Source organism: Bradyrhizobium sp. CCBAU 51765 (assembly GCF_015291725.1).
In the GTDB taxonomy this organism is placed as follows: Bacteria; Pseudomonadota; Alphaproteobacteria; order Rhizobiales; family Xanthobacteraceae; genus Bradyrhizobium; species Bradyrhizobium liaoningense.
In genome coordinates, this window is sequence record NZ_CP030038.1 from 4,858,544 (window position 1) to 4,883,651 (window position 25,108).

Below are 25,108 nucleotides of genomic sequence, written 5' to 3' on the forward strand. Positions count from 1 at the left end.
CTTGCCCGGAGCTAAAACTATAATCATAATTATGATTATGAACCACGCCGCATGCAAGCACAGATGAGGCCACGTCCAGAGCCCGAGCTTCGCGACTTCGACCTGCCCGGCGTCACCCCATCGCGGCAGAAGCGCAGCCGCGAGACGACGCTGGCGCTGCTGCGCGCCGGTGCCGACATGCTGCGGACGCGCAGTCTTGCCGAGCTCTCGATCGAGGGGCTCTGCGCCGAGGTCGGTGCCACCGTCGGCGCCTTCTACAGCCGTTTCGAGAGCAAGGAGGCCTATTTCAACGCGCTGACGGCGCTGGCCGCACGCGACGGCGAGCAGCGGCTGGGCGAGATCAGGCGACCGTCATCGGACACAAATCTCGACCAGCTCTGTCAAATCATCGTCAGCGGCATTGTGGCCTGGATGCGCGGCCATGAGGGCGTGCTGCGCGCCGCGCTCCAGCATGACGACACCCGCCCGGACAAATGGACGCCATTCAAGGCGCTCGCCCAGGCAACCACGATGCGCGCCACCCCTCTCCTGCTGCCGGCGATGGGCAGAGGCCGCAAAGCGGCAAAAACCCGCGCCATCGCCTTCGGCTTCCAGGTCGTGCTGGGCACGCTGGTGAACGCGATTCTCAATGATCCCGGGCCGGTGTCGCTTGCGTCGAAAGAGATGGAGACGCGGCTCGCCGGCTGCCTTTCGCTGTTGCTCCAGGCGGAGGTCGGTTAACCCGCCGCGAGATAGGCCTTCCGCCCCTGCTCTCAGCCAACGATGTCGTTCGCCCGGAGCAGCGTCGTGAAGCCGCCATAGATCATGCGCTTGCCATCGAACGGCATGCCCTCGAACTTCATCCGCGGGTCCTCCATCACCTTCTTGTTGATGGCATCGCGGGTCTCCCGGTCGCGGTAGACGATCCAGGAGAACACCACGACCTCGTCCTCTTTCGCCATCACCGCACGCGGAAACGAGGTGAGCTCCCCATAGGGAACGTCGTCGCCGATGCATTCGACATAATCGAGCGCGCCGTGCTCCATCCAGATCGCGCAGGCGGTCGCCGCCAGCGCCTTGTAGGCCTCGAGCTTGTCTTTCGGCACGGCGAGAACGAAACCATCGACATAGGGCATTACGGATCTCCTTGGGTTGCACGGCCCAAGGACGATACTGCGCGCGGCGATCCGACCCGGAAACGCGAATGCGAGATGAGGCAAAGCGTCGCGAGCAGCGACGCGGCCGATCAACTGGCCGTCCTGGCCGGGATTGGAACTATGTCTTGGAAAAGTGCGGGGAGCTGGCTGGGGAACCTGGATTCGAACCAAGACAAACAGAGTCAGAGTCTGTTGTGCTACCGTTACACCATTCCCCACCGAAGCGCTTGAAATCACTAAGCTTTCTTCGGAAGTCCTGCGAGACTGGCTGAAGTTTCTGCAAATCAGCGCTCGCAGGCCGCTCATATAGCCGCGCTGACCTTCGGGGTCCAGTCCTTCTGTGAACATCGTCGCGTGTTCTCGCTGCGTTCGCGCTCGAGCGAAACGTCTGGCTGCTCTCCTCAGCCGGTCTTGGCGTCAACCGTGGCCAAGCCTCGCGGCGGGCAGTTCAGACGAGGATGCGATCGAAGTCCGCGGCGATCCGGGTGCTCGGGAAGATCTTTGCGGCCTCGGCGAGTATCTCCTCGTCTTCGTAGCGCCCCGACAGATGCGTCAGCACGAGCTGCCCGACGTTGTTCGTGGCCGCAAGGGAAGCCGCTTCTGCCGCGGTGAGGTGGCCATAATTCCGCGCGATCGGCGCGTCGCGATCGAGAAACGTCGCCTCGATCACCAGCATGTCGGCGTCGGCAACGTATTGCGACAGCCCCTCGGTGGTCTCGGTGTCGCCGATCACGACGAGCTTCCTGCCGCCGCTCGGCGGACCGAGGACGTCTTCCGGGTCGACGGTTCGGTTGGCAAGCACGATCGGCCGGCCCGCGGCCAATTCGCCGCGCAAGGGACCGTCGGGGACACCAAGCGCTATGAGCCGGTCGAACTGAAGGCGACGGCGCGCGGGGCTCTGGAACACGAAACCAAAACTGTCGGTGTCGCGATGGCGAACCGGAAAACAGTCGATCGTGAATTCGCCGGCGTCGATGACCCGTCCTTCGGTCAGCGGCGCGAACGCGACCGGGATCGGCGCTCTGCCCGCGCCCCACAGGCCTGCGAGCATTCGGATGACGATGTCGAGCGTTCCTTCCCCGCCGTGAATTGTCATCACGTCGGAGGTCTGCTGCAAGCCCAGCGTCGAGAACAGGCCGGGGATGCCGAGCATGTGATCGAGATGCGCGTGCGTCAGCAGCATGCGGTCGAGCCGCCGAAAGCCGGCGCCGCTGCGCAACAACTGGCGCTGCGTGCCCTCGCCGCAATCAATCAGGACACGCTTGCCTGCGGCCTCCACGAGGAGCGCCGGATGGTTGCGCTCGGCCGAGGGAACGCTGGCAGAGGTCCCGAGAAATGTCAGGGCGAACATGGTCGTCACGAGCCCAGAAGGTGGTTGAGGCCGCCCGTCCGGCAGGCTCACCGTCCCCAATGCCACGCGAGCAGCAGCGCGTACAGGGCCATCGACGCGACGTAGAGCGCGGCAAGCAGTGCGTAGCCCGCGAACTGGCGGCCGAGCGTCACCTTCGGCGTCACCCACCAGTCGAGCGCCCTGAAGGCGGCGGGCACCAGCCACCAGCCGAGCAGTTGGGTGCTGACGAGATTGCCGACGAACAGCGACAGCCAGACCGGCACGCCATGACTGTCGATCAGCGGCCGGCTGATGAAATAGCCCCAGAGATAGACCACGGGATAGAGCACCAGCAGGACGATGAGATTGCTCTTCCAGATCAGCCCCGGACTTTGTTCCGGAGCCGGAGTCTTGCCGGCCGGAAACCAGAAATTGAATCCATAGCTTGCCCGCTTCACGTTCATGCCGGCATTGAAGCGCTCGCCCTCCTTCAGCAGCGTCTGCCGCAAGGGCGAGTCGAGCCACGCATTGAGGTTGGCATCAGAGTCGAACGACAGGATGATGATCCATTCGTCGTGCAGGCCCGGAATCGGCCGCTCGATCTTGTGGCGCAGGAAACCCTTGAACTCGGCCTCCGCCGCCTGGATGCGCTGCTGCCATTTCAGGAACGCATCCTCGAGCCCATCGGGGACTTTGAACGAGATGACGGCCGAGACCGCGCTGTCACGCTGAACGCCGGTGTCGGGCAGGATGTGGACGTCCTCCGAACCGACGAAGAAGCGCTGCACTTCCGCGATGAGTCGTGCCCGCACATCGCTCTGGAGCCAGGCGCGTGCAGCGGAGGGGTTGGCGAAACGCAGGATCGTCACCCAGTCCACATGCGCCGGCGGTTGCGGCGGCACCACCTCCTGGCCGAGAAAGCCGGGCCACGCCTCCAGCACCTCGCCGACCTCGCCGTTCCAGCGTGCGAACGCAGCAAAGCCATCGTCGGCAATGCGGCGTTGGATGACGAGGGCGACCGGCTGGCCGGCCGCGTCGGAGGATGCGCTCATGAGCTGCCGCCTCAGCTCTTCTTGTAGAGACGCTTGCCCATCACCCAGGTCTCGTCGACGCAGCGATCGTCGCCGACCATCATGACGGCAAACAGCATGCTCGCGGCCTCATCCATCGTACGCGGGCTCCCGCCATCGGCGATCAGCGACTGATGCCACGCTTGCGCGGCCTGCCCGCCGTTCGGATCGAGGGCGACAAAATCGGCTTCCTTGCCCGGCTCGAAATTGCCGAGCTTGTCGTCGATGTAGAGACCTTCGGCGCCGCCGAGCGTGATCGACCAGAAGCCGCGATAGGGCGAGAGCTTGTTGCGCTCGGCCTCGGCAAGGTCCTTCCGCGTGGGATCGATGCTGCCGTCGAGCAGCGTGTTGTTGCACATGCCAACCTTGTAGGCGTCGTCGAGCACGGAGATCATCGAGAAGCGGTTGCCGCCGCCGACGTCGGTGCCGAACGACATCTTGACGCGATGCTCCGGATCGGTGGCGCGGCCGAGCCGGAACAAGCCGCTGCCGAGGAACAGGTTCGAGCACGGGCAGAACACCACCGCGGCGCCCTTCTTCGACATGCGGCGGAATTCGTTGTTGGAGAGATAGACGCCGTGGCCGCCGGAGAACTTTGGACCGACCAGGTCGAACTTCTCGTAGACGCCGAGATAGTCCTGACAGTCCGGATGCTCGACCAGCACGCCGCTGCATTCGGCCGGGTTCTCGGAGATGTGCGTGTTGACCCAGCAGTCCGGGTGCTCGTGCTTGAGGCGCTGACACGCTCTCAGCAATTCCGGCGAGGCACCGAAGGCAAAGCGCGGCGTGATGGCGTAGAGGTTGCGGCCCTTGTTGTGGTACTGCGCAATCAGCCGCTTGCTGTCGCGATAGAAATTGTCGGGGGTATCGATGAAATCGGCCGGCGCGTTGCGATCGATCCCGGTGAGGCCCGCGATGACGCGCATGTTGCGTCTGCTCGCTTCCTCGAACAGCTCTTCGGTCGAGACCGGCGAGGAGCTGGTGAAGGCTTGGCATGTGGTGGTACCGGCGGCCAGCAATGCGTCAAGAAAACGCTTCACACCCTCGCGCGCGTAGTTGCGATCCCGGTATTTGAGCTCTTCCGGATAGACCCACTTCTGCAGCCACGGCAGCAACTGCTCGCCATAAGCCCCCAACACGCGGGTCTGCGGCAGATGGATGTGGCCGTCGATGAAGCCCGGAACGATGATGCGATCCTTGATGTGGGTGATCTCGACGCCCGGATGCGCGGCGGCGGTCTTGTCATAAGGGCCGAACGCCTTGATCACGCCGTCGGTGACGACCATCAGGCCATCCTGGTGAAAGCGCGCCGCGGCCTGCTCGTTGCCGACGTGCTTCCAGGGATCGTCGACGAAGTCGAAGAACGTGCCGCGAATAGCAACGGTGGTCATGATTGGTTCCTTCCTTAAGTCTGTGTCGAGTGGCGCGCCGATGGCAGCGAGATCGCGAGCAACGTTCCGGCGACGGCGCAGAGGCCGAGATAGAGCCATCCGAGCGGCGCCTGCGTCGCCTCCGGCAGCACCGCCGCGATCGCCATGGCGCCGCTCACCGCGAGATAGCAGAGTGCGCTGATCAGGCCGCCGATCAGGCCGTGGTCGCGCTCGAACAGGCCGAGCGCCATGCCGTACATCATCGGGCACAGCACGCCGCAGCCGCCGAGCACCAGGGCGCCGCCGATCGTGATCGACGCAAAATCGAGGCCGACGAGCATGCCGGTCGCGGTCAGGACCACAGCGCCGGCGAGAAACAGCGCGAAGGCGCCGAAGCCCATCGCGCGGGCCGGCATGAAGCGTGCGAAATGCGCGCAGCCGAGCTCGCCGGCGAGATTGACGCCGCCCAGGCCGAGCGCGACGAGGCCGTAGATGGCCGCCGAATAGCCGAGGCCGGTCTGGTAGAAGAACGGCGCGACGACACCGAACGCCAGCTGCGCGCTGGCGGCAGCGGCGAAGACCAGCACGAAAGCCAGGAAGCCGCGACGAACGAGCGCCTCGCGCAGGATACCGGCAGTGCGGCGCGGATCGAACGGCGCACGCCGTTCCGCTGGCAACGTTTCAGGCAGAAGAAATACGACGATCGTGGCAACGATCGCCGCGGCGATCGCAATAACCACGAAGACACCGCGCCACGAAGTCAGCTCGACGATGAATCCGCCGGCCGCCGGCGCAAGCACGGGCGCCAATCCCCAGGCGGCTCCTAGCAGTCCCGAAATCGCAGTGAGCTCACGGCCGCGGAAGCAATCGGCGGCGACTGCATAGGCGACGACGAGACAGGTGCAGCCGCCGATGCCTTGCAGGAAGCGCAAGCCAAGCAGCAGCGAGGCGCTGGTCGCCAGCGCACAGGCGATGCTCATCGCGATCAGCACCGACAGCCCTGCGAGCAGGACGTTGCGGCGGCCGAGGGTGTCCGAGGCGATGCCGACCGGCACCAGCGCGAGACTCATGCCGAGCATGTAGGCGGTGACGGTGTTCTGCATCGACGCTGCGTCGGCGGCGAGATCCACCACCATCTGCGGCAGACCTGGCGTATAGGCGTCGAGCGGAATCTGGCTGAACGGCACGACGCATAGCAGGATCGGCACGATCCCACCCTTCGCGCGACCAGCGTCCGAAGCAACTGCGGTCATGACTTACGCCCCTCGATGTCCGCGGATCCCATCTTTTCGTGCGCGCAATGAGAGGCGACGATGCAGGTTGCGGATATTGACGCGCGGAGCGTGCCAGAACTGTGTATAAAAACTCTTAGGAGGTCCCGTCGCGATACGGATTCAGACGGCTGATGCCGTGACCGCGGAGCGCGCCGACAAAAAACGCGAAAACAACCCCATGCAAAGTAGAAATCACTGAAGAATTTCGTCCGCCGCGACTCTTGCCCCGTCGGCACGAAGGTTTGACTCGTCGGGCAAAACAGGCGCAGAATTACAACATCGCCAATTGCGAGTTCGTCGTTGCACCGACGCCATTAACCGCTCGGTAGGCATCGCCGCTTCCGATACGCGGCTGGCTCTGGCCGGGCGAAGGTCAGAGCAAGAATCCCTCGAGAGCACCGAGAAACTGCCGCGGCGATTGAAGCTGCGGCACGTGCGCGCATCCTGGAATGATCTTGAGCTCAGCGTGCGGCAACCCGGCAGCCAGTTCGCGCGACATCGGCGGAGGCGTCGCTTCATCGTGCTCGCCGACCAGGACGAGCACCGGCACATTCACTGCGGCAAGCTCGGTGCGGAGGTCGAGGCCTGCCAATGCCTCGCATGCGGCACGAAACACGTCGGGATCCGTCCGCAGAAATGCGGCGCGACGATCCTGCATCAGGCCAGGGTGCCGCTCCTGAAACTCGGGCGCGAACAGGCGCCGCATCGCGACGTCAGTGATGGCCTCCAGCCCCTTTGCCCGGGACACCTTCGCCATGTTGCGAAATGCCTCGCGTCCGGGCTCCGAAAAGGCCGCGCCGCAATCAGCGAGAACAAGCCGGCTGGCGATCTTCGGATGCAGGATCGCCATCTGCAGGGCGACGAAGCCGCCATAGCCATTGCCGAGCACGATCGACGGCGCGCCGCCCGCGGCTTCCCGCACAGCCTCTGCCATCCGGTCCGCGACAGCAGCAAGTCCGCCCTCGACCGTGCGTGAGCGGCCGAACCCGGGCAGCTCCGGCACGATGGTCTGAAACGATCCCGCAAGCTCCGGCACGATCGCATCGAAGCTGGCCCGATCCGATAGCAGCGAATGGAAAAGAAACAGCGGCGGCCCCTCGCCCGATTGCGCGGCGTTGACGGTCCCGTTGGCAAGAAGCCTGTCCATATTCGGTCTTTCCCTAGCTTCGTCGGTGGCTGGCATGCCCCGGAGGCCCTTGATTGATAAATCAACTGTCAGGGAATTCAAGCATTTGGCTCTTGACGTGAAATATCAGGATTGTCAGATTATGGCCAACGAGGTCCAAAGAATCATGCTTTTGCGCGAAAATATCTACGATCTTCTCAGAGCTGATATTTTAGCTTGCCGCCTTACGCCGGGCGATGAAATGCGCGAGCAAGATCTTGCCGAGCGCTATTCGGTGAGCCGGCAGCCGGTTCGGGATGCGCTTCTGCGGCTCCAGCGCGAGCACCTCGTGACGGTGCAGCCGCGCCAGGGCTACCGAGTGACGCCGATCTCGCTTTCCGATGCCCGCGACCTCCTGCGCTTCCGACTCGCACTGGAGCCGGCCTGCGTCGCAGAGGCGATCGAAAGCGCACCCGACAGCGTCTTGAAATCGCTCGACGAATTCCGCCGCTTCTCGGGCAATCACGAGGACTTCATCGCCTACAATCGCGGCTTCCACACTGCGCTGGCCCATGCCTCCGGCAATCGCCGCATGGCGACGGCGCTGTGCGACCTGATCGGCCAGGCCGACCGGCTGGTCCGCGTCAGCATTTCCAACCTGAAGGGCCACGACCCCGCAAAGCTCGTCGCAGAGCACGTCGCACTGATCGACGCCATGCAGCAGCGCGAAACGCGCACCGCGGCGCGCATCATCAAGGCCCACATCGGGGACACCGAAAAACGCGTTCTGCCGGCGCTCAAGCGCAACGCCGTCATCGTCGAAGAGAGGTCATCATGAACGTTCCCTCGAAACCCGCGTCGATCGACGTCGAAACCCACGGCAATTTCATCGATGGACGGGAAGTCGAAGCCGGAAACGGCGCGACGCTGGACGTCCGCAATCCCGCGACCGGCGATGTCATTGCCCGCATTCCCAATTCAACCGCTGAGGATATCGACCGCGCCATGAAGAGCGCGCGCGCCGCGTTCGAAGGCAAGGCCTGGGGCGGCATGGACACCCGCGCCAGGGCCAGACTGGTCAACAAGCTCGCCGATGCGTTCGAGGCCAATCTCGACAGCCTGTATCGGCTGGAAACTCTCAACAACGGCCGCCCGGTGAACGAGACCCGCGCCCAGCTCTCCCGCCTGCCCGATTTCTTCCGCTACTTTGCGGGCCTCGCGCTATCGCGCCGTGACTCCGTGATCCCCGTCGAAGGCGCCTATCTGAACTACACGCTCCGCACGCCGATCGGCATCGTCGCCAATTGCACCCCGTTCAATCACCCCCTGATGATCCTGTGCAAGTCGCTCGCCGTGGTGCTGGCGACCGGGTGTGTCACCGTGGTGAAGCCGTCCGAATACACGCCGCTGACGACCTTGAAGCTCGCACAGATCTTCACCGAGGCGGGCCTGCCGCCCGGCGTCTTCAATATCGTGCTCGGCCTCGGCCCGAGCGCCGGCAAGATGCTGGCCGAGCACGGCGACATCAACAAGCTGGTCCTGACCGGCGGCACCGAGGCCGGCCGCATCGCCGGCAGTGCCGCCGCAAAAGTGTTCGCGCATCAGACCATGGAGCTTGGCGGCAAGACGCCGGTGATGGTGTTCGACGATTTCGACGTCGACCGCGCCGTCAATTATGCCGCCTTCGGCGCATTCATCGGCGCCGGACAGACCTGCGTCTGCGCCTCGCGCCACATCGTCCAGGCCTCGATCTACGACGAGTTCGTGGAGAAGCTGCAGGCCAAGACCCGCACGATCCGCGTCGGCGATCCCTTCGATCCCAGCACCCAGATGGGCCCCGTGATCTCGGCCAAGCAGCGCGACCGCGTTCTCGCCTATGCGGGCTATGGTCACGCCGACGGCGCGCGTCTCGTCACCGGCGGCGTTGCCGCCAAGGTGCCGGGCCATGACAACGGCTATTTCGTCGAGCCGACGGTCTTCGCCGACGTCAAATCCGACATGCGCATCTTCCAGGAGGAAGTGTTCGGTCCCTTCACCTCGGTGACACCGTTCAAGGACGAGGCCGATGCGCTCCGGCTCGCCAACGACTCCCCGTTTGGCCTCGCCGCAGCGATCCGTACCCGCGACGTCGCCCGCGCTCACCGTGTCGCCGCCGCGGTCAAGGCCGGCATCGTCTGGATCAACGATCATCACCGGCTCGACCCGGCCTCGCCCTGGGGCGGCGTCGACGATTCCGGTATCGGCCGCGAATGCGGCGCCGAAAGCTTCAACGACCATTTCAACACCAAGAGCGTGATGGTCGCGACGCACGAGCAGCCGTTCGACTGGTATCGCGACACGGCCAATCAGAAGCGGCTGAACTAGCAGATCTGCACCCGGCCGACCGCTCATAGAAGGCGGGCCGCATCAACCAGAATGACAGTCAAGGGAGAGCGTCAATGTCGACATCGGTAAACGCAGGCAGCCGTCTCGATCGGCTGCCGATCGGGCCATTCCATCGCCGCATCATGCTGCTGATCGGCATCGGAATGTTCTTCGACGGTTTCGACATCTACATTGCCGGGACGGTGCTCAGCGTCACGCTGAAATCAGGCTTTTCGACGCTCGCTCAGAACGCGGCCTTCATCTCCGCAACGTTCGTCGGCATGATGCTGGGGTCGTTCGGCACCGGCTTCCTCGGCGACCGCCATGGGCGCCGCTTCACCTATCAGTTCAATCTGCTCCTTTTTGGCATCGCTTCCCTTGCCGCGGCATTCGCGCCGAACATGGCCTTCCTGATCGCCTGCCGCTTCGTGATGGGCGTCGGCCTCGGAGCCGAGAACGTCGTCGGCTATTCGACGATGACGGAGTTCGTGCCCGCCCGCACCCGCGGCAAATGGCTCGGCCTCACCGCCGTATGCGTCGTGACGGGCCTGCCAGCGGCACTCTTGATCGCATCCGTGCTCGTTCCGCAGTTCGGCTGGCGCTCGATGTTCGTGCTCGGCGGCATCGGCGCGCTCGTCGTCTGGTACATGCGCAAGTCGCTGCCGGAATCCCCGCGCTGGCTCGAAGCCGTGGGACGCACCGCCGAGGCGGAAGCGTTGATGCAGGCGATCGAGAAGGAAGCGGCGCAAGGACAGCCCTTGCCTGCTCCGGCGCCCGCGTCACCCGCTCCGGTCGCTCCCGATCTCGGCACGTTGTTCACTGCGCCCTTGCTGTCGCGGATGATCGTCGGCGCCATCTGCCTGATCACGATCAACACCCTGCTCTATGGCTTCGTGACCTGGCTGCCCGTGTTCTTCGTCAAGCAGGGCCTGTCGGTCGCGACATCGTTCGGCTATTCGCTGCTGATGGCGCTCGGCGCGCCGATCGGCGCGGCCATCGGTGCATTGACCGCCGACCGCTGGGGCCGCAAGCCAACGATCATCGGCGCGTCGCTGATCTCGGTGGCGCTCGGCATCCTCTATCCCATGATCTCCGATCCGATCCTGCTGCCGGCCGTGGGCTTCGCGCTGACGGTGCCGATTTACGTCCTGGTCGCACTCCTGTTCGGCATCTACATTCCAGAGCTGTTTCCGACCGAGGTCCGGCTGCGTGCGTCAGGCATCGTCAACACGCTGGGGCGCGGCGCCACGATCGTCACGCCGTTCCTGGTCGTGTCGCTGTTCGAGTCGCGCGGCATGGCAGGCGTCATGGCCCTGATGATCGGCTTGCTCGTGGTGCAGATCGTCACGGTCTGGGTACTCGGCATCGAGCCCCGACATCGCAGTCTCGAAGAGCTCAAGGCCGAAGAGGCTGCCGCGCCGGTCCTCAAGGAAGCGTCCTGAGAGGCTGATGGACGAGCGCGGCCTGCATGGTTCGAGACGCCCGCTTGCGGCGGGCTCCTCACCATGAGGGTCTGACATCTGGCTCCATAACGCCACCTCATCCGCAGGGCCTTCCGTAGGCGTGCGTCGCGAAGGACAGGGCTGCAGGCAAGCTTGCCGCCCCGACCGATGGGCAGATCTGCGAGATAGAGCGTTTTCGAGCGAAGTGGACACCGGTTCGCGTCAAGAAAACGCGTCAAAACAAGAATCTAGAGCCCCGTTCCGATTCCATCGGAACGGAAAAGGCTCTAGCTACGTCTTGTCGGCCGATTGCGCTTCCACCGCCTGCACCGCGACGCTCGCGACCTGCCGCAGCGCTTCGCGGTCCGCGCCTGAGGACGCCATCACGCCCATGCCGACGGAGACGGCCGAGACATAACGCGCGAGCGCGGCGGGGTCGGATGTTGGCTTGAGATCACCTTCGGCCTTGGCGCGAACGAAACGGTCGCGGAGCTGGTCCTCGTTCTGGGCGCGGCGCGCGGCCAATTCGAAAGGGACGTTCTCGGAGCCGCTGCCGCAGGCGATGCCGCCTTGCACCAGCAGGCAGCCGGGCGGATTGGCGGGATCGGTCTGCTTGTCGGCGATGCCCATCAACATCCGCTCGGCCACGGCGCGGGCGGTGGGCGCTGCCACCACCTCCTCCATCCAGATGTTGCGCAGCTTGGTGTAGCGGTCGAGCGCGGCCTTCAGCAGGCCCTCCTTGTTGCCGAAGCAGGCGTAGAGACTGGGCGGGTTGATGCCCATGGCCTCGGTGAGCTGGGCAATTGTCGCGCCCTCATAGCCATGGCGCCAAAACACTTCCATCGCCTGGTCCAACGCCAGTTCGGCGTCGAATTCGCGGGGGCGTCCCATGCCCATGTGCCTGTCTCCTCGGAATTCGCGTTCTGCAGAAGGCTTAACGTCGAATCCTAACTATTTGTTCTAATTCTACTTTCCCAAGGGCCTTCCAATTCCTGCGGTATGCCGCTACAATTTTCTTAGTGAATGGTACATAAGTATCTTGCACTGCGGTATCCAGCTCCACATCTGTAGTGAACACTACATATCTGGAGCGCGCAAATGCCCCCCTCCCAAAACACCTCTCGCACCGGCCGTTTCCGCCGCCTTCTGGGCGGCGTCGCCATCGTGGGCGCCCTCGCCGCGGCCGGCTCGATTGCGACCGGCCGCTATTTTCACGCGGCGCAAGCGACGGCACCGGCCGCCGCGGCCGAACAAGCCGTTTCCGTCACCGTCGCGATGATCGAGCCACGGCAGACCGTGCTGTGGGACGACTTCTCCGGCCGGCTGGAGGCCATCCACCGCGTCGAGCTCCGTCCGCGCGTTGCGGGTGCGATCCTGTCGGCGAACTTCACCGAAGGGGCGCTGGTGAAGGCCGGCGACGTGCTGTTCAAGATTGATCCCGCCCCTTATGCGGCCGAGGTCGACAAGGCCGCAGCCCAGCTCGAGGCTGCGAAAGCGCGCGTCGTCTTCACCCAGAGCGAGCTCGAGCGCGGTGCGCAGCTCGTCGGCAACGCCGTGGTGACGCGCCGCGACTACGACCAGCGCGACAACGCCAACCGCGAAGCCATCGCCAACGTGAAGGCGGCCGAGGCGACGCTCCAGACCGCAAAGCTCAATCTCGACTACACCGAGGTGCGTGCCCCCGTAGACGGCCGCGTCGGCAAGATCGAGGTCACGGTTGGCAATCTCGTCGCCGCCGGCACCGCGTCCCCGGTCTTGACTTCGCTGGTCTCGATCAATCCGATCTACGCCTCGTTCGATGCGGATGAAGAGGTCGTGCTGCGCGCGCTGAACTCGATCGCGGATGCCTCCGGCAGGCGCGGCGAGCTCGACCAGATCCCGGTCGAGATGACCACGTCGGGCGACCTGTCCGCGAAGGGCCACATCCAGCTCATCGACAACCAGGTCAACGGCCAGAGCGGCACCATCCGTGTCCGCGCTGTCTTCCGCAACGAGGACGGGCGCCTCATCCCCGGCCAGTTCGCCCGCGTGCGCATGGGCCAGCCGAAGCAGCAGGCACTGGTGATGATCGACGAGCGCGCGATCGGCACCGACCAGGACAAGAAGTTCGTGATGGCGGTCGGCGACGACAACCGCGCCGTCTACCGGTCCGTCACGCTCGGCGGCACCGTCGACGGGCTTCGCATCGTCACCTCGGGTCTGAAGTCCGGCGACCGCATCGTCGTGAACGGACTACAGCGCGTGCGCCCCGGTGCCCTGCTCAAGACGGAGGTCGCGGCAATGGGTGCGCGCGGGCAGCAAGCGGCCTCCAACCACGGCAACCAGGACGTGGTGCAACGCTAAGTCATTCCGGGACGCGACGCAGTCGTGAACTCCGGTGCGCAATTGCGCACCTGAGAATCTCGAGACTACGAAGCTCCGGTCATCTCACCCTTGGATTCCGGGTTCGCGCGCGATGCGCGCACCCCGGAATGACGGTGAAGCGGTCGGAGACAGGGAAGATATTGCCCAGGGGCAAAGCCAATGAATCTCTCGAAGCTTTTCATCGACCGTCCGATCTTCGCCGGTGTCCTGTCGGTGCTGATCTTCCTGGCGGGCCTGATCTCGCTGTTCGCGATGCCGATCTCGGAATACCCGGACGTGGTGCCGCCCTCGGTCGTGGTGCGCGCGACCTATCCCGGCGCCAATCCCAAGGTGATCGCGGAGACGGTGGCAACCCCGATCGAGGAGCAGATCAACGGCGTCGAGAACATGCTCTACATGTCGAGCCAGGCGACCACCGACGGCGGGATGACGCTGACGGTGACGTTCCGGCTCGGCACCGATCCCGACAAGGCGACGCAGCTGGTGCAGAACCGCGTGCAGCAGGCCGAGCCGCGCCTGCCGGCCGTGGTGCGCCAGCTCGGCATCATCACCAAGAAGTCGTCGCCTGACCTCACCATGGTCGTGCACCTGCTGTCGCCGAACGGCCGCTACGACATGACGTATCTGCGCAACTATGCGGTGCTCAACGTCAAGGACCGGCTGGCGCGGATCGACGGCGTCGGCGACGTCCAGCTTTATGGCGCCGGCGACTATTCGATGCGGGTCTGGGTCGATCCTCAGAAGGCCGCCGAGCACGGCCTGACCGCGAGCGACATCGTGCGCGCGATCCAGGCGCAGAACGTCGAGGCCGCCGCCGGCGTGGTCGGCTCCTCCCCGAACGTCAAGGGGATCGACCTGCAATTGTCGATCAATGCGGAAGGCCGGCTCGCGAACGAGGAGCAGTTCGGCGACATCGTGGTCAAAACCGGCGCACGCGGCGAGGTCGTACGCTTGCGCGACGTCGCGCGCGTCGAGCTTGGCGCCTCCGAATACGGCCTGCGCTCGCTGCTCGACAACAAGCAGGCGGTGGCGATCCCGATCTTCCAGGCGCCCGGCTCCAACGCGCTGCAGATTTCCGACAACGTTCGCGCCACCATGGCCGAGATCAAGAAGAACATGCCCGAGGGCGTGTCCTACCAGATCGTCTACGACCCCACCCAGTTCGTGCGCTCCTCGATCGAAGCCGTCATCCACACGCTGCTGGAGGCCATCGCCCTCGTCGTGCTGGTGGTGATCCTGTTCCTCCAGACCTGGCGCGCCTCGATCATCCCGCTCCTGGCCGTGCCGGTGTCGATCGTCGGCACGTTCGCGGTGATGCACGTGTTCGGCTTCTCCATCAACGCGCTGAGCCTGTTCGGCCTGGTGCTCGCGATCGGCATCGTCGTCGACGATGCCATCGTCGTGGTCGAGAATGTCGAGCGCAACATCGAGGGCGGGCTGTCGCCGCGGGATGCAACGTACCAGGCTATGCGCGAGGTGTCGGGTCCGATCATCGCGATCGCCATGGTGCTGATCGCAGTATTCGTGCCGCTGGCCTTCATCTCCGGCCTCACCGGGCAGTTCTACAAGCAGTTCGCGCTGACGATCGCGATCTCGACCGTGATCTCGGCCGTCAACTCGCTGACGCTGTCGCCGGCGCTGTCGGCGCTGCTGCTCAAGGGCCATAACGAGCCGAAGGACAAGCTGACGCTGGTCATGGAAAAGAGCCTCGGCTGGTTCTTCCGCGGCTTCAACAAGGCCTTCACGCGCTCCTCCGAGAGCTACAGCGGCAGCGTTGGCAAGGTGATCTCGGGCAAGGCCGCCGTGATGGGCCTCTACGTGGTCCTCGTCGGTATCACAGCCCTCTTGTTCCAGCAGGTGCCGAGCGGCTTCGTGCCGGGACAGGACAAGCAGTACCTGGTCGGCTTTGCCCGTCTGCCCGATGGCGCGACGCTCGACCGGACGGAAGAAGTCATCCGCAAGATGAGCGACATCGCGCTGACCCAGTCTGGCGTCGAGAGCTCGGTGGCATTCCCGGGGCTGTCGATCTCCGGCTTCACCAACTCGTCCAACGCCGGCATCGTGTTCTCGACGCTGAAGCCGTTCGACGAACGCAAGGATCCCTCGCTCAGCGGTCCCGCCATCGCGGCCGAACTGAACAAGAAGTACGCGGGCATCCAGGAAGCCTTCATCGCCATGTTCCCGCCGCCGCCGGTCAACGGTCTCGGCACCATCGGCGGCTTCAAGCTGCAGATCGAGGACCGCGCCGGTCTCGGCTATGACGCCTTGAACGAAGCGACGAACGCATTCATGGCTGCGATGCAGAAGGCGCCCGAGATCGCCGGCGTGTTCTCGAGCTTCCAGGTCAACGTGCCCCAGCTGTTCGCCGACATCGACCGCACCAAGGCGCTTCAGCTTGGCGTACCCGTGACCGAGGTGTTCAACACGCTCCAGATTTACCTGGGCTCCTACTACGTCAACGACTTCAACAAGTTCGGCCGCACCTATTCCGTTCGGGTTCAAGCCGACGCGCCGTTCCGCGCGCGCGCCGACGACATCAGGCAGTTGAAGGTGCGCTCGTCCTCGGGCGACATGGTGCCGCTGTCCGCGCTGCTCACGATCCGCCAGAGCGCGGGTCCGGAGCGCGCGATCCGCTACAACGGCTTCCTGTCCTCGGACATCAACGCGGCGGCCGCGCCCGGCTTTTCATCAGGCCAGGCGCAGGAGGCGGCGACGCGGATCGCCGCAGAGGTGCTGCCGCCAGGCTTTGCCTTCGAATGGACCGACCTGACCTATCAGGAGTTCATCGCCGGCAATTCCGGCATCTGGGTGTTCCCGCTGGCGATCCTGTTGGTGTTCCTGGTGCTGGCCGCGCTCTATGAGAGCCTGACCCTGCCGCTCTCGATCATCATGATCGTGCCGATGGGCCTCCTGGCAGCGATGTTCGGCGTCTGGATCTCCAAGGGCGACAACAACGTCTTCACCCAGATCGGCTTGATCGTGCTGGTCGGCCTCTCCGCCAAGAACGCGATCCTGATCGTCGAATTCGCGCGGGAGCTCGAATTCGCCGGCCGCACGCCGATCCGGGCCGCGATCGAGGCGAGCCGGCTGCGGCTGCGTCCGATCCTGATGACGTCGATGGCGTTCATCATGGGCGTCCTGCCGCTGGTGCTCTCGACCGGCGCCGGTTCGGAAATGCGGCGAGCCATGGGCGTTGCCGTGTTCTCCGGCATGATCGGCGTCACGGTGTTCGGCCTGTTCCTGACGCCGGTGTTCTACGTGCTGCTCAGAACCGTCACGGGCATGAAGCCGCTGATCCACCACGGCAGCGACATCAGCGCGGCGCCGGTCCAGGGTCCTGCCGAGTGAACCGCGTCCCGCCGCGGCACGCCCCGGCGGGACCAACAAGATCGGATCGATCATTTCCGGTTCTCTTCGCAGAATTTCAGCGCCGCCAGCGCCTCGCCGGCACGCGGGATCTGCATCTCGATGCTGTCGTCCTCGTCGTCCTCGAAATCGAGCGTAAGGCGCTTGGCCTTCGCGAGCCGATCCATGATCGATTGGTCGTAGACGAAGATGCCGCGCACGGTGGTCTTGTCCATGACCTCCCACTTGGCCTTCTTCATGATGTCGGCGTCATCGGTGCCGAGGTCGGCCCGGAGGACCTCGCCGGCCCTATCCCATTCCCAACCATCGTAGATCATCACGATCACGATCGCCTGCTCGGAATAGGTGATCACGATGACGTAGTCGCGGTTCTCGTCATCCTTGTCCTTGTAGCCGCGGCTCGCATTGCAGTGCGTGTCCTGCGCGCGCCTCTCGATGGTCCAGTCGCCGACTTTGGATTGTTGCGCAAGGGAGGGGCCGGCGCTCAAGATGCCTGCAAGCAATGCAGCACCGCGACTGAATCGATTCATGTCGGCCTCCAGCACGCTGCCCCGTGCTGAGATGACCACCTCTGCCGGCGCCCCGCAAGGATTTCGGTCGCCTCACGGACCGCGGCTGTGCCCTACCCCCGCCGTGGCACGATCGCGATCGGAGTAAAGGTGTAAACCTCCTCGCCGTTCTGGTTGAGCATGGTCCATTTCACCAGCGCTATACCCTGCGGCTTCGACTTAGACGGCGTCAGGCTCATGACCTCGCCGACCAGATGCAGCCGGTCGTCGGGGCGCACCGGCATCGTCCAGCGCAGGCCGTCGACACCGGCGCCAATCAGCGGATGCGGGCCGAACGGGCGGTCTGGATTGCGAGGTTCATGGCGATCGCGGCGGTGTGCCATCCTGAGGCGGCAAGCCCCTTGAACAGGGTCGTCTTGGCGGCCTCGTGATCGAGATGCATCGGCTGCGGATCGAACTCGGCGGCAAAGCGCTTGATGTCGGCCTCGGTGACCACAACTTCGGGGGACTTGAACCGCATTCCGACGGTGAGATCGTCGAACCACTCGACCTGCGCCATGATTTTGCCTCGCAGTATGATGCACCGCCTGGAAGAAGCGGCCTGAAGGGCTTGGGCAATGACGGGATATAGCGGGCCCGCATCGCGTAAACCAGCGCCGGGTTCCGCGCGAAACCCCTTTCCCGATGCGACGAAACACGCCTGAAACAGATCGCAGGTTAAGTGGTTGTCAAAATAAGTACAGGGACGGCCACCATGCAATTCATCCTCGACCTGATCTACGAATACTCCTGCTGCCAGAACCTCGTCGCCCAGCCGCTACGGGAGGACGAACTATGATCGAGCTGATCTCAGCCCTGCTCGCCCTTTGCAGCATCGGCGTCTTCGCGGCGCATGCGCTGGACGCCTACCGCTCCACGCATTACTGACGCCTCGGCCTTCCCGGCGCTAGAAGGGCCGCCGGTAGAAATGCTCGGAATGCGTTGCCGGCGGAAACCGGTTGGCGAGCGCAAGCGCTCCCTTCTCATCCGTCTCGAGCGCGATCTTCTGCGCCAGCATCACGTCGCCCGGCACCAGGAAGCCTGACGGAACGAAGCACCAACCCATCGTCGCGCGCCCTTCGCCGTCGATCTCATGCACATTGGCGGCCGTGCCATAGTGGATACGATAGATTCTGCCGGTGTCGCAGCCGACGACGTCGAAATACCGGTGCTGCTCGAACTGAACGCGCTGCGCCGGCGACAGCCATTCGGCCAGCAGCCGGCGGCCGCGCGCGTCCGGCGTGTTCTCGCCGAAGAAGCGGCGGTAGAGTTCACGCAGCGCATGCAGACGCGCACGCGCCGGCGCGCGGAGCCAAACTGCCGCGATCATGGGCAGCTCAGATCAACCGCCGACCAGGCGGGGATAGAACAGCGTTTCCTGCGCGGTCGGGTCGAACGATCGGATCCGGGTAACTTCGCCGGGCCCGGTTCGAAGAGCGGCGGTGAAGCCGGCTCCGGTCAGCTCCCGAAAGCGCCGTTCGGCTCGCGCCAGCGCTTCGGCATTGCCAGGATCAAACTCGTGGCGCGTGTCGCCAGTTTGGTCCATCACGATCTGGGTAGCCATGTTGAGTCTCCTCATGCCCAGCCCTGAACTCGATCAAAGCAAACGTCGTGCCGTCAGTTCCAGTTGGCAACAACTTTCTCGTGCCGGCGCATCACTCCTTGCTGAGCAGCCCAAAACGAGACGAGATCGTCATCGCGTTCTAGGCTGTTGTTTAAGCATGATCTTTTCGGAAAACAGCTGCACACTCCTCCGGATCATGCTTCAGCGCGAGGCGGCGGCGCCTCCGCCCTCGTCGATCTGCCGGCCCATCAGCGCGATTGCCTTCTGATAGACGCCTGCAGCATTCCAAGCCTCGATCGCGGCAAAATTCGGCTCGCCGGGCTGGTACCCGGCTCCCGCGCGCCAGCCATGGGCCTTGAGGAAATTCGCGGTCGAGCTCAGCGCATTGGCGGCAACTTCGAGATTGCCGGTGCCGTAGGCCAGAATGCTCTTGGGCATGAACTGGGTCTGACCGACCTCGCCATGCATGGAGCCGCGCGTTGATCCCGACAGCGTACCGCGGTCGATCAGCTTCAAGGCAGCATAGAGCTGGTCGGTGAAGAATTCGGGCCGGCGGCAGTCATAGGCAAGGGTCGCGATCGACGACAGCATATTCTGATTGCCGCGCTGGCTGCCGAAGCCGGTCTCCATGCCCCAGATCGCGATCAAGGGTCCGGGCGGGACACCATAGCGCTGCTCGATCGAGGCGAACAAGGCGGCATGCGACTGCTTGAGCTGCCGTCCCTTGGCAACGATGGTGGTGGCGCCGCGCTTGGCGAGGAACTGATCGAGCGTCAGCGAAAAGCTGCGCTGGCCGCGGTCGGCCGCGATGGTGGCGCTGGCATAGTTCGTCTGCATCAGGGCCGAGAGTGCGGTGGGGCCGACGCCCTTGCCCTGCGCCTCCGCGCTGAATTCGCGTTTCCAGGCCTCGAAACCCGCCGGCGAGCTGCCGCATTGCGCAGCCTCGACGGAAGATGCCAGGCAACCGAGCAGCGTCATTGCGCCAAAAACCGCTCCCGCAACAGCCCTGCCCCTGATCATACCAATCTCCGTCCTGTACCGCTCGGCGGCGCCATCTTAACCGGTGGAACGCGCCGACTCCATGGCCGGATCATAGGACAATTCGAGGCCTTCCAGATTGCCCTCCTTGCGCCATTTGTCGAGCAGCCGCAGGAATGCCATCGGCCCGCGCCAATATTGGCTGTTTCTTGCCGCGATCGGATCGAACACGCCTTCGTTGTTGTAGTAGCCCGGCGTGCATTCGGCGAGATAGGTCTGCCGGCCTAGCGCGGCCCTGACCACCTCGTCGACCCAGGCGTTCTCGGCGGCAAGCGTCGGCTCCAGGGTGCGCGCCTTACGGTCTCGGGCCTCCTTGATGACATAGGCGATGTGCCGCGATTGCTCGTCGATAATGTGCGGAAAATTGGCGCTCTGTCCGGCCTGCACCGTTACGATCAGGAAGCAGTTCGGGAAGCCGCGGCTGTAGAAGCCGTGCAGCGTCTTGACGCCGTCGCGCCACCGCTCGGACAGGCTCATGCCGTCGCGGCCATACATCTCGAAGCCCATGCGGCGCGCGTAATCGGTGCCGACCTCAAAGCCGCTGGCATAGATCAGGCAGTCGAGCTCATAGGCCTTGCCGTCGACGACGACGGCATTCTCCGTGATGCGCTCGACGCCCTGCCCTTTGGTGTCGACGAGATGCACGTTGGGGCGATTGAAGGTATCGAGATATTCGTCGTGGAAGCACGGCCGCTTGCAGAATGCCTTGTACCAGGGCTTGAGCGCGGCCGCGGTCGCCTCGTCCTCGACCACCGCGTCGACGCGGGCGCGGATCTCCTCCATCTTGCGGTAATCGGCCTGCTCGATCACCTTCAGCGCCTCGTCCATCGAGGTCACCGGCTGGGGCTGACGACGCGGTGCCAGCAGGATCTCGCCGAGCAGGCCAGTCCAGCCGTCCTGCACCAGATCCTGTTCGAACGGCTCGCCCGAAATCACGGCCGTAAAATTGTCCATGCGTTCGCGCTGCCAGCCTGGCTTGAGGCTCTGCGCCCAGCTCTGATCCGTCGGACGGTCGTCGCGAACGCCGATCGCAGACGGCGTGCGCTGGAACACATAAAGCTCCTTCGCCGAACGGCCGAGATGCGGCACGCATTGCACGGCGGTGGCGCCGGTGCCGATGATGCCGACGCGCTTGTCGGCGAGACCGGTCAGGCCACCGTCCGCATCGCCGCCGGTGTAGCCGTAATCCCAGCGGCTGGTGTGAAAGCTGTGGCCCTTGAACGTCTCGATGCCGGGAATGCCCGGCAGCTTCGGGCGGCTCAGCGGACCTCCGGCCAGAATGACGAAGCGCGCACGGATGCGATCGCCCCGATCGGTCTCGACCAGCCAGCGTGCCTCCTTCTCCTGCCATGTCATCCGCGAGATGACGGTCTGAAACAGCGCGCGCTCATAGAGCCCGAAATGACGGCCGATGCGGCGCGAATGCTCGTAGATCTCGGGTGCCCGTGCGTATTTGCGCACCGGCATGTAGCCGGTCTCTTCCAGGAGCGGCAGATAGATGTAGCTCTCGGTGTCGCAGGCGGCGCCGGGATAACGATTCCAGTACCAGGTGCCGCCGAAGTCGGCGGCCTTTTCCACGATACGAAAATCCTCGATGCCGGCATCGCGCAACCGCGCACCACACAACAGACCGCCGAAGCCGCCACCGACGATGAGCACTTCTGTCGCTTCGTTGACGGCGGCGCGCGCAAATCCGGGATCGGCCCAGGGGTCGTCGAGATAGCGACCGAATTCGCCTGCGACTTCGACATACTGCGCCTTGCCCTCGGCGCGCAGACGACGGTCGCGCTCGTCGCGGTAGCGGGCACGGAGCGCGGAAACATCCACCGTAGATGCGCCGGTTGTGCCGGTCTTGTGTCTTTCCGCTGACATTCATCTCCTCCACCGCGAACGCTGCTTCGCCGGCAGCTCACCTCACGTTAGCTCTGAAAAAGTGCCGCATGCAATCATGCTCGCTGTTTTTTGCGTGAACGCCGCGTGACGTTCCGCTAACCTCGCGCGCAATCACAAGCCTGCGCCATGCAACGACGCGGCGATCTGGAGGAGACCATGCAGGGATTGATGATGGACATGCCGCTTCTGATCAGCGGCCTGATCCAGTATGCGGCCGACTATCACGGCGAAGCCGAGGTCGTCGCGCGCGAGATCGAGGGCGACATCCATCGCTACACCTATGCCGACGCCCATCCCCGCATCAAGCGCATGGCGCTGGCGCTCAAGCGGCTCGGCATGAATCCCGGCGACCGCGTCGGCACGCTGGCCTGGAACACCCATCGCCATTTCGAAATGTTCTACGCGGCGCCGGGCATGGGCTACGTGCTGCACACCGTCAACCCGCGGCTATTTCCCGAACAGCTCGTCTACATCATCAATCATGCCGAAGACCGTCTGTTGTTCATCGACCGCGCCACGCTGCCGCTCGTCGAGGCGATCGCGCCACAGCTCAAGACGATCGAGGCCTATGTCGTGATGTCCTCGCGCGAGCGCATGCCCGAGACGAAGCTCGCGAACGTCCATTGTTACGAAGAACTTCTGGACAAGGAGAACGAGGCCGGCTTCGCCTGGCCGGAGTTCGACGAGAAGTCCGCCTCGACCATCTGCTACACGTCGGGCACGACCGGCAATCCCAAGGGCGTGATCTATTCGCACCGCGCCGCGATCCTGCAGACCATGACCTGCTGCAATTTCGACTTCCTGCCGGGGCATGTCGAAGGCGTGCGCGAGGTGATGATGCCGATGGCGCCGCTGTTCCACGGCAATGGCTGGAACATGCCGTTCACCGCGCCCTATACCGGCTCCAAGCTGGTACTGCCCGGCCGCAACTACGAGCCGGACAAGCTCTATGAATTGCTGGAAGGCGAGAAGGTCACACTCTCGGCGGGCGTGCCGAGCTTCTGGCTGATCCTGCTCGACTGGCTCGGCCGCACCGGCAACAAGTTCTCCACGTTGCGCGCAACGTTGTCGTCCGGCTCGGCGCCGCCGCGCGCGATGGTCGAGAAGCTGAAGCGCGACTATGGCATCGACTATATCCAGGCCTGGGGCATGACCGAGGCCCTGGGCTGCTCGATGCCGGGCTTGCGGCCCGGCTCGGAGCACCTCAGCGAGACGGAGAAATTCGACCGACGCCAAGTCTCGGGACGCGCCTGCTTCGGCACCGCGTTGCGCATCGTCGATGATGCCGGCAACGAGTTGCCGCGCGACGGCAAGACCGTCGGTCATCTGCGCGCCCGAGGCCCCTGGGTCGCTTCCGGCTACATGAAGCTGGAGGAAGGCCTCGACCGCGACGGCTGGCTGATCACCGGCGACATGGCGGTAATCGACCCGCAGGGTCACGTGACGTTGACCGACCGCTCCAAGGACGTGATCAAGTCCGGCGGCGAATGGATCTCGTCGATTCAGCTCGAGGACATCGCCTTGTCTCACCCCGATGTGCTGCAAGCCGCCGTCGTCGCGATCGCGCACGAAAAATGGCAGGAGCGTCCCCTGCTCCTCGTCGTCCGCAAGAAGGGCGCGACCGTCGACGGCAAGACGCTGCTCGACCATATGCGCCCAAAGATCGCGAGCTGGTGGATGCCGGACGCGGTGGAATTCCTGGACGAATTCCCGATGACCGGCACCGGCAAGGTGCTGAAGTCGGCGCTGCGCGAGAAGTTCAGGGAATACCGCGTCGCGTGACGCGACGCATGTTCGCGCGGAAAGTCCGCGCCCGCCCTCGATCCAGGAGACGAACGATGCTCTACCCGATGTCACCCAAAGTCATCGAGCTCAAGCGCAAGCTCGAAAGCTTCATGGACCGGCACATCTATCCGAACGAGGAGCGCTTCTATCGCGAGGCCGAGGAGCTCGGGCCGTGGAAGGTCTATCCCGTCGTCGAGGAGCTGAAGCCGCTGGCGCGCGCCGAGGGACTCTGGAATCTGTTCCTGCCGGAGTCCGGTCACGGCGCGGGTCTTTCCAATCTCGAATATGCCCCGCTCTGCGAGGTGATGGGGCGCTCGCACCTCGCGCCCGAGGTGTTCAACTGCTCGGCGCCCGACACCGGCAACATGGAGGTGCTGGAGCGCTACGGCACCGAGAAGGACAAGGAGCGCTGGCTGAAGCCACTGCTCGCGGGCGAGATCCGCTCCTGCTTCGCCATGACCGAGCCGGCGGTCGCATCGTCCGATGCGACCAACATCGAGAGCTCGATCGTGCGCGACGGCGATCATTACGTCATCAACGGCCGCAAATGGTACACGACGAATGCGACCGACCCGCGCTGCAAGATCTGCATCTTCATGGGCAAGACCGATCCCGACAATCCTGACCGCCACAAGCAGCAATCCATGATCCTGGTACCGATGGATACGCAAGGCATCGAGGTGAAGCGTCCCCTGCCCGTGTTCGGCTTCTACGGCGTGCCCGACCGCGCCTCCGAAGTGGTGTTCACCAATGTGCGCGTGCCCAAGGAAAACATGCTGCTCGGCGAGGGCCGCGGTTTCGAGATCGCACAGGGCCGCCTCGGGCCCGGCCGCATTCATCACTGCATGCGCCTGATCGGCCTCGCCGAACGCACGCTGGAGAAGATGTGCCGCCGCGTGCGCAGCCGGGTCGCCTTCGGCAAGCCGGTCTCGGAGCAGACGGTGACGCAGGAGCGCATCGCGGAAGCCCGCATCATGATCGAGCAGGCTCGGCTGCTGACGCTCAATGCGGCCCACGCGATGGACACGGTCGGCAACAAGGTGGCGAAGGCCGAGATCGCCATGATCAAGGTTGCCGTGCCCAACATGGCCTGCCAGATCATCGACTGGGCCATTCAGGCCCATGGCGGCGGCGGGACCTCGAACGATTTCGGCTTGACCCAGGCCTACGCCACCGCGCGGCTGCTGCGTCTTGCGGATGGGCCGGATGAGGTTCACCGGAACCAGATCGCACGGTTCGAGCTGAAGAAATATTCGAACGCGTAAAGCGGTGCCACTTCCCTTCTCCCCTTGTGGGAGAAGGTGGCGCGAAGCGCCGGATGAGGGGTTCTCCCCCCTTGCAGGACCGTTCGTAAGGATAGAGACCCCTCACCCAAGTGAGTTCGTATCGACTAGCGGAGCTGCCCTCTCCCACAAGGGGAGAGGGCGCAATAACATGCAGCGCGGTCGCAATCAGCGTT

20 protein-coding genes, 1 tRNA gene and 1 pseudogene are annotated in these 25,108 nt (G+C 64.4%); 8 read left to right on the forward strand and 14 right to left on the reverse strand.

Annotated features, from left to right (window positions below):
- Positions 1-63 precede the first annotated feature (63 nt).
- Positions 64-720, forward strand: a complete 657-nt coding sequence (locus XH96_RS23355) for a TetR/AcrR family transcriptional regulator (RefSeq protein ID WP_246789712.1) — start codon at positions 64-66, stop codon at positions 718-720.
- A gap of 32 nt (positions 721-752) precedes the next feature.
- Here XH96_RS23355 and XH96_RS23360 read toward each other — a convergent pair whose 3' ends face one another.
- The 7 genes from XH96_RS23360 to XH96_RS23390 form a co-directional block, all read right to left on the reverse strand.
- Entirely contained in the window at positions 753-1,115 is a 363-nt protein-coding gene (locus tag XH96_RS23360) for a DUF1428 domain-containing protein (RefSeq protein WP_194387851.1), read from the reverse strand.
- 165 nt (positions 1,116-1,280) lie between these two features.
- Positions 1,281-1,354: transfer RNA gene (locus XH96_RS23365), tRNA-Gln, on the reverse strand.
- Between the two features lie 230 nt (positions 1,355-1,584).
- A complete protein-coding gene (gene rnz / locus XH96_RS23370) occupies positions 1,585-2,487 on the reverse strand; it encodes a ribonuclease Z (RefSeq protein ID WP_194394222.1) in 903 nt (300 codons plus the stop codon).
- A 47-nt stretch (positions 2,488-2,534) separates the two neighbouring features.
- A complete protein-coding gene (locus tag XH96_RS23375; protein ID WP_194387852.1) occupies positions 2,535-3,518 on the reverse strand; it encodes an antibiotic biosynthesis monooxygenase in 984 nt (327 codons plus the stop codon).
- Between the two features lie 11 nt (positions 3,519-3,529).
- Positions 3,530-4,927 carry a guanine deaminase gene (gene guaD, locus XH96_RS23380; RefSeq protein ID WP_194387853.1) on the reverse strand — a complete coding sequence of 466 codons (1,398 nt, stop codon included), beginning with the start codon at positions 4,925-4,927 and terminating at the stop codon, positions 3,530-3,532.
- A 14-nt stretch (positions 4,928-4,941) separates the two neighbouring features.
- Positions 4,942-6,159 carry a multidrug effflux MFS transporter gene (locus XH96_RS23385; RefSeq protein ID WP_194387854.1) on the reverse strand — a complete coding sequence of 406 codons (1,218 nt, stop codon included), beginning with the start codon at positions 6,157-6,159 and terminating at the stop codon, positions 4,942-4,944.
- 394 nt (positions 6,160-6,553) lie between these two features.
- Positions 6,554-7,327, reverse strand: a complete 774-nt coding sequence (locus XH96_RS23390; RefSeq protein ID WP_194387855.1) for an alpha/beta fold hydrolase — start codon at positions 7,325-7,327, stop codon at positions 6,554-6,556.
- 145 nt (positions 7,328-7,472) lie between these two features.
- On the opposite strand from XH96_RS23390, the gene XH96_RS23395 reads away from it, so the two are divergent.
- The 3 genes from XH96_RS23395 (at position 7,473) to XH96_RS23405 (ending at position 11,091) form a co-directional block, all read left to right on the forward strand.
- Positions 7,473-8,123: a GntR family transcriptional regulator gene (locus XH96_RS23395; protein ID WP_194394223.1), complete on the forward strand. Its 651-nt coding sequence runs from the start codon at positions 7,473-7,475 to the stop codon at positions 8,121-8,123.
- Positions 8,120-9,649, forward strand: coding sequence for an aldehyde dehydrogenase (locus XH96_RS23400; RefSeq protein ID WP_194387856.1), 1,530 nt, complete (start codon positions 8,120-8,122; stop codon positions 9,647-9,649). The genes XH96_RS23395 and XH96_RS23400 overlap by 4 nt, the downstream gene beginning before the upstream one ends.
- A gap of 74 nt (positions 9,650-9,723) precedes the next feature.
- Positions 9,724-11,091, forward strand: coding sequence for an MFS transporter (locus tag XH96_RS23405; protein ID WP_194387857.1), 1,368 nt, complete (start codon positions 9,724-9,726; stop codon positions 11,089-11,091).
- 291 nt (positions 11,092-11,382) lie between these two features.
- On the opposite strand, the gene XH96_RS23410 is transcribed toward XH96_RS23405, so the two are convergent.
- Complete coding sequence (locus XH96_RS23410; RefSeq protein WP_194387858.1) at positions 11,383-11,988, reverse strand: TetR/AcrR family transcriptional regulator; 606 nt, start codon at positions 11,986-11,988, stop codon at positions 11,383-11,385.
- 201 nt (positions 11,989-12,189) lie between these two features.
- Here XH96_RS23410 and XH96_RS23415 point away from each other — a divergent pair, with 201 nt between their 5' ends.
- Positions 12,190-13,434 (forward strand): efflux RND transporter periplasmic adaptor subunit, encoded by a 1,245-nt coding sequence (locus tag XH96_RS23415; protein ID WP_194387859.1) that lies wholly within the window; start codon positions 12,190-12,192, stop codon positions 13,432-13,434.
- Positions 13,435-13,614: 180 nt separating this feature from the next.
- A complete protein-coding gene (locus XH96_RS23420; RefSeq protein ID WP_194387860.1) occupies positions 13,615-16,803 on the forward strand; it encodes an efflux RND transporter permease subunit in 3,189 nt (1,062 codons plus the stop codon).
- 50 nt (positions 16,804-16,853) lie between these two features.
- Here the strand turns inward: XH96_RS23420 and XH96_RS23425 are convergent, their stop codons facing one another.
- From XH96_RS23425 to XH96_RS23450, 6 genes and pseudogenes are all read right to left on the reverse strand, one after another.
- Positions 16,854-17,351, reverse strand: a complete 498-nt coding sequence (locus tag XH96_RS23425) for a hypothetical protein (protein WP_194387861.1) — start codon at positions 17,349-17,351, stop codon at positions 16,854-16,856.
- Between the two features lie 92 nt (positions 17,352-17,443).
- A pseudogene (locus XH96_RS23430) lies at positions 17,444-17,889 on the reverse strand (MaoC family dehydratase).
- Positions 17,890-18,276: 387 nt separating this feature from the next.
- Positions 18,277-18,699, reverse strand: coding sequence for a hypothetical protein (locus XH96_RS23435; RefSeq protein WP_194387862.1), 423 nt, complete (start codon positions 18,697-18,699; stop codon positions 18,277-18,279).
- 12 nt (positions 18,700-18,711) lie between these two features.
- Positions 18,712-18,933 (reverse strand): hypothetical protein, encoded by a 222-nt coding sequence (locus XH96_RS23440; RefSeq protein WP_007592399.1) that lies wholly within the window; start codon positions 18,931-18,933, stop codon positions 18,712-18,714.
- 201 nt (positions 18,934-19,134) lie between these two features.
- Positions 19,135-19,953, reverse strand: a complete 819-nt coding sequence (locus XH96_RS23445) for a lytic transglycosylase domain-containing protein (protein ID WP_194387863.1) — start codon at positions 19,951-19,953, stop codon at positions 19,135-19,137.
- A 36-nt stretch (positions 19,954-19,989) separates the two neighbouring features.
- Positions 19,990-21,843: an NAD(P)/FAD-dependent oxidoreductase gene (locus XH96_RS23450; RefSeq protein ID WP_194387864.1), complete on the reverse strand. Its 1,854-nt coding sequence runs from the start codon at positions 21,841-21,843 to the stop codon at positions 19,990-19,992.
- A 177-nt stretch (positions 21,844-22,020) separates the two neighbouring features.
- Between XH96_RS23450 and XH96_RS23455 the strand changes: the two genes are divergently transcribed.
- Together XH96_RS23455 and XH96_RS23460 are read left to right on the forward strand one after the other, a co-directional pair.
- Positions 22,021-23,646, forward strand: a complete 1,626-nt coding sequence (locus tag XH96_RS23455) for a long-chain fatty acid--CoA ligase (RefSeq protein WP_194394224.1) — start codon at positions 22,021-22,023, stop codon at positions 23,644-23,646.
- Between the two features lie 56 nt (positions 23,647-23,702).
- Positions 23,703-24,914, forward strand: coding sequence for an acyl-CoA dehydrogenase family protein (locus XH96_RS23460; RefSeq protein WP_194387865.1), 1,212 nt, complete (start codon positions 23,703-23,705; stop codon positions 24,912-24,914).
- The last annotated feature ends 194 nt before the right edge of the window (positions 24,915-25,108 follow it).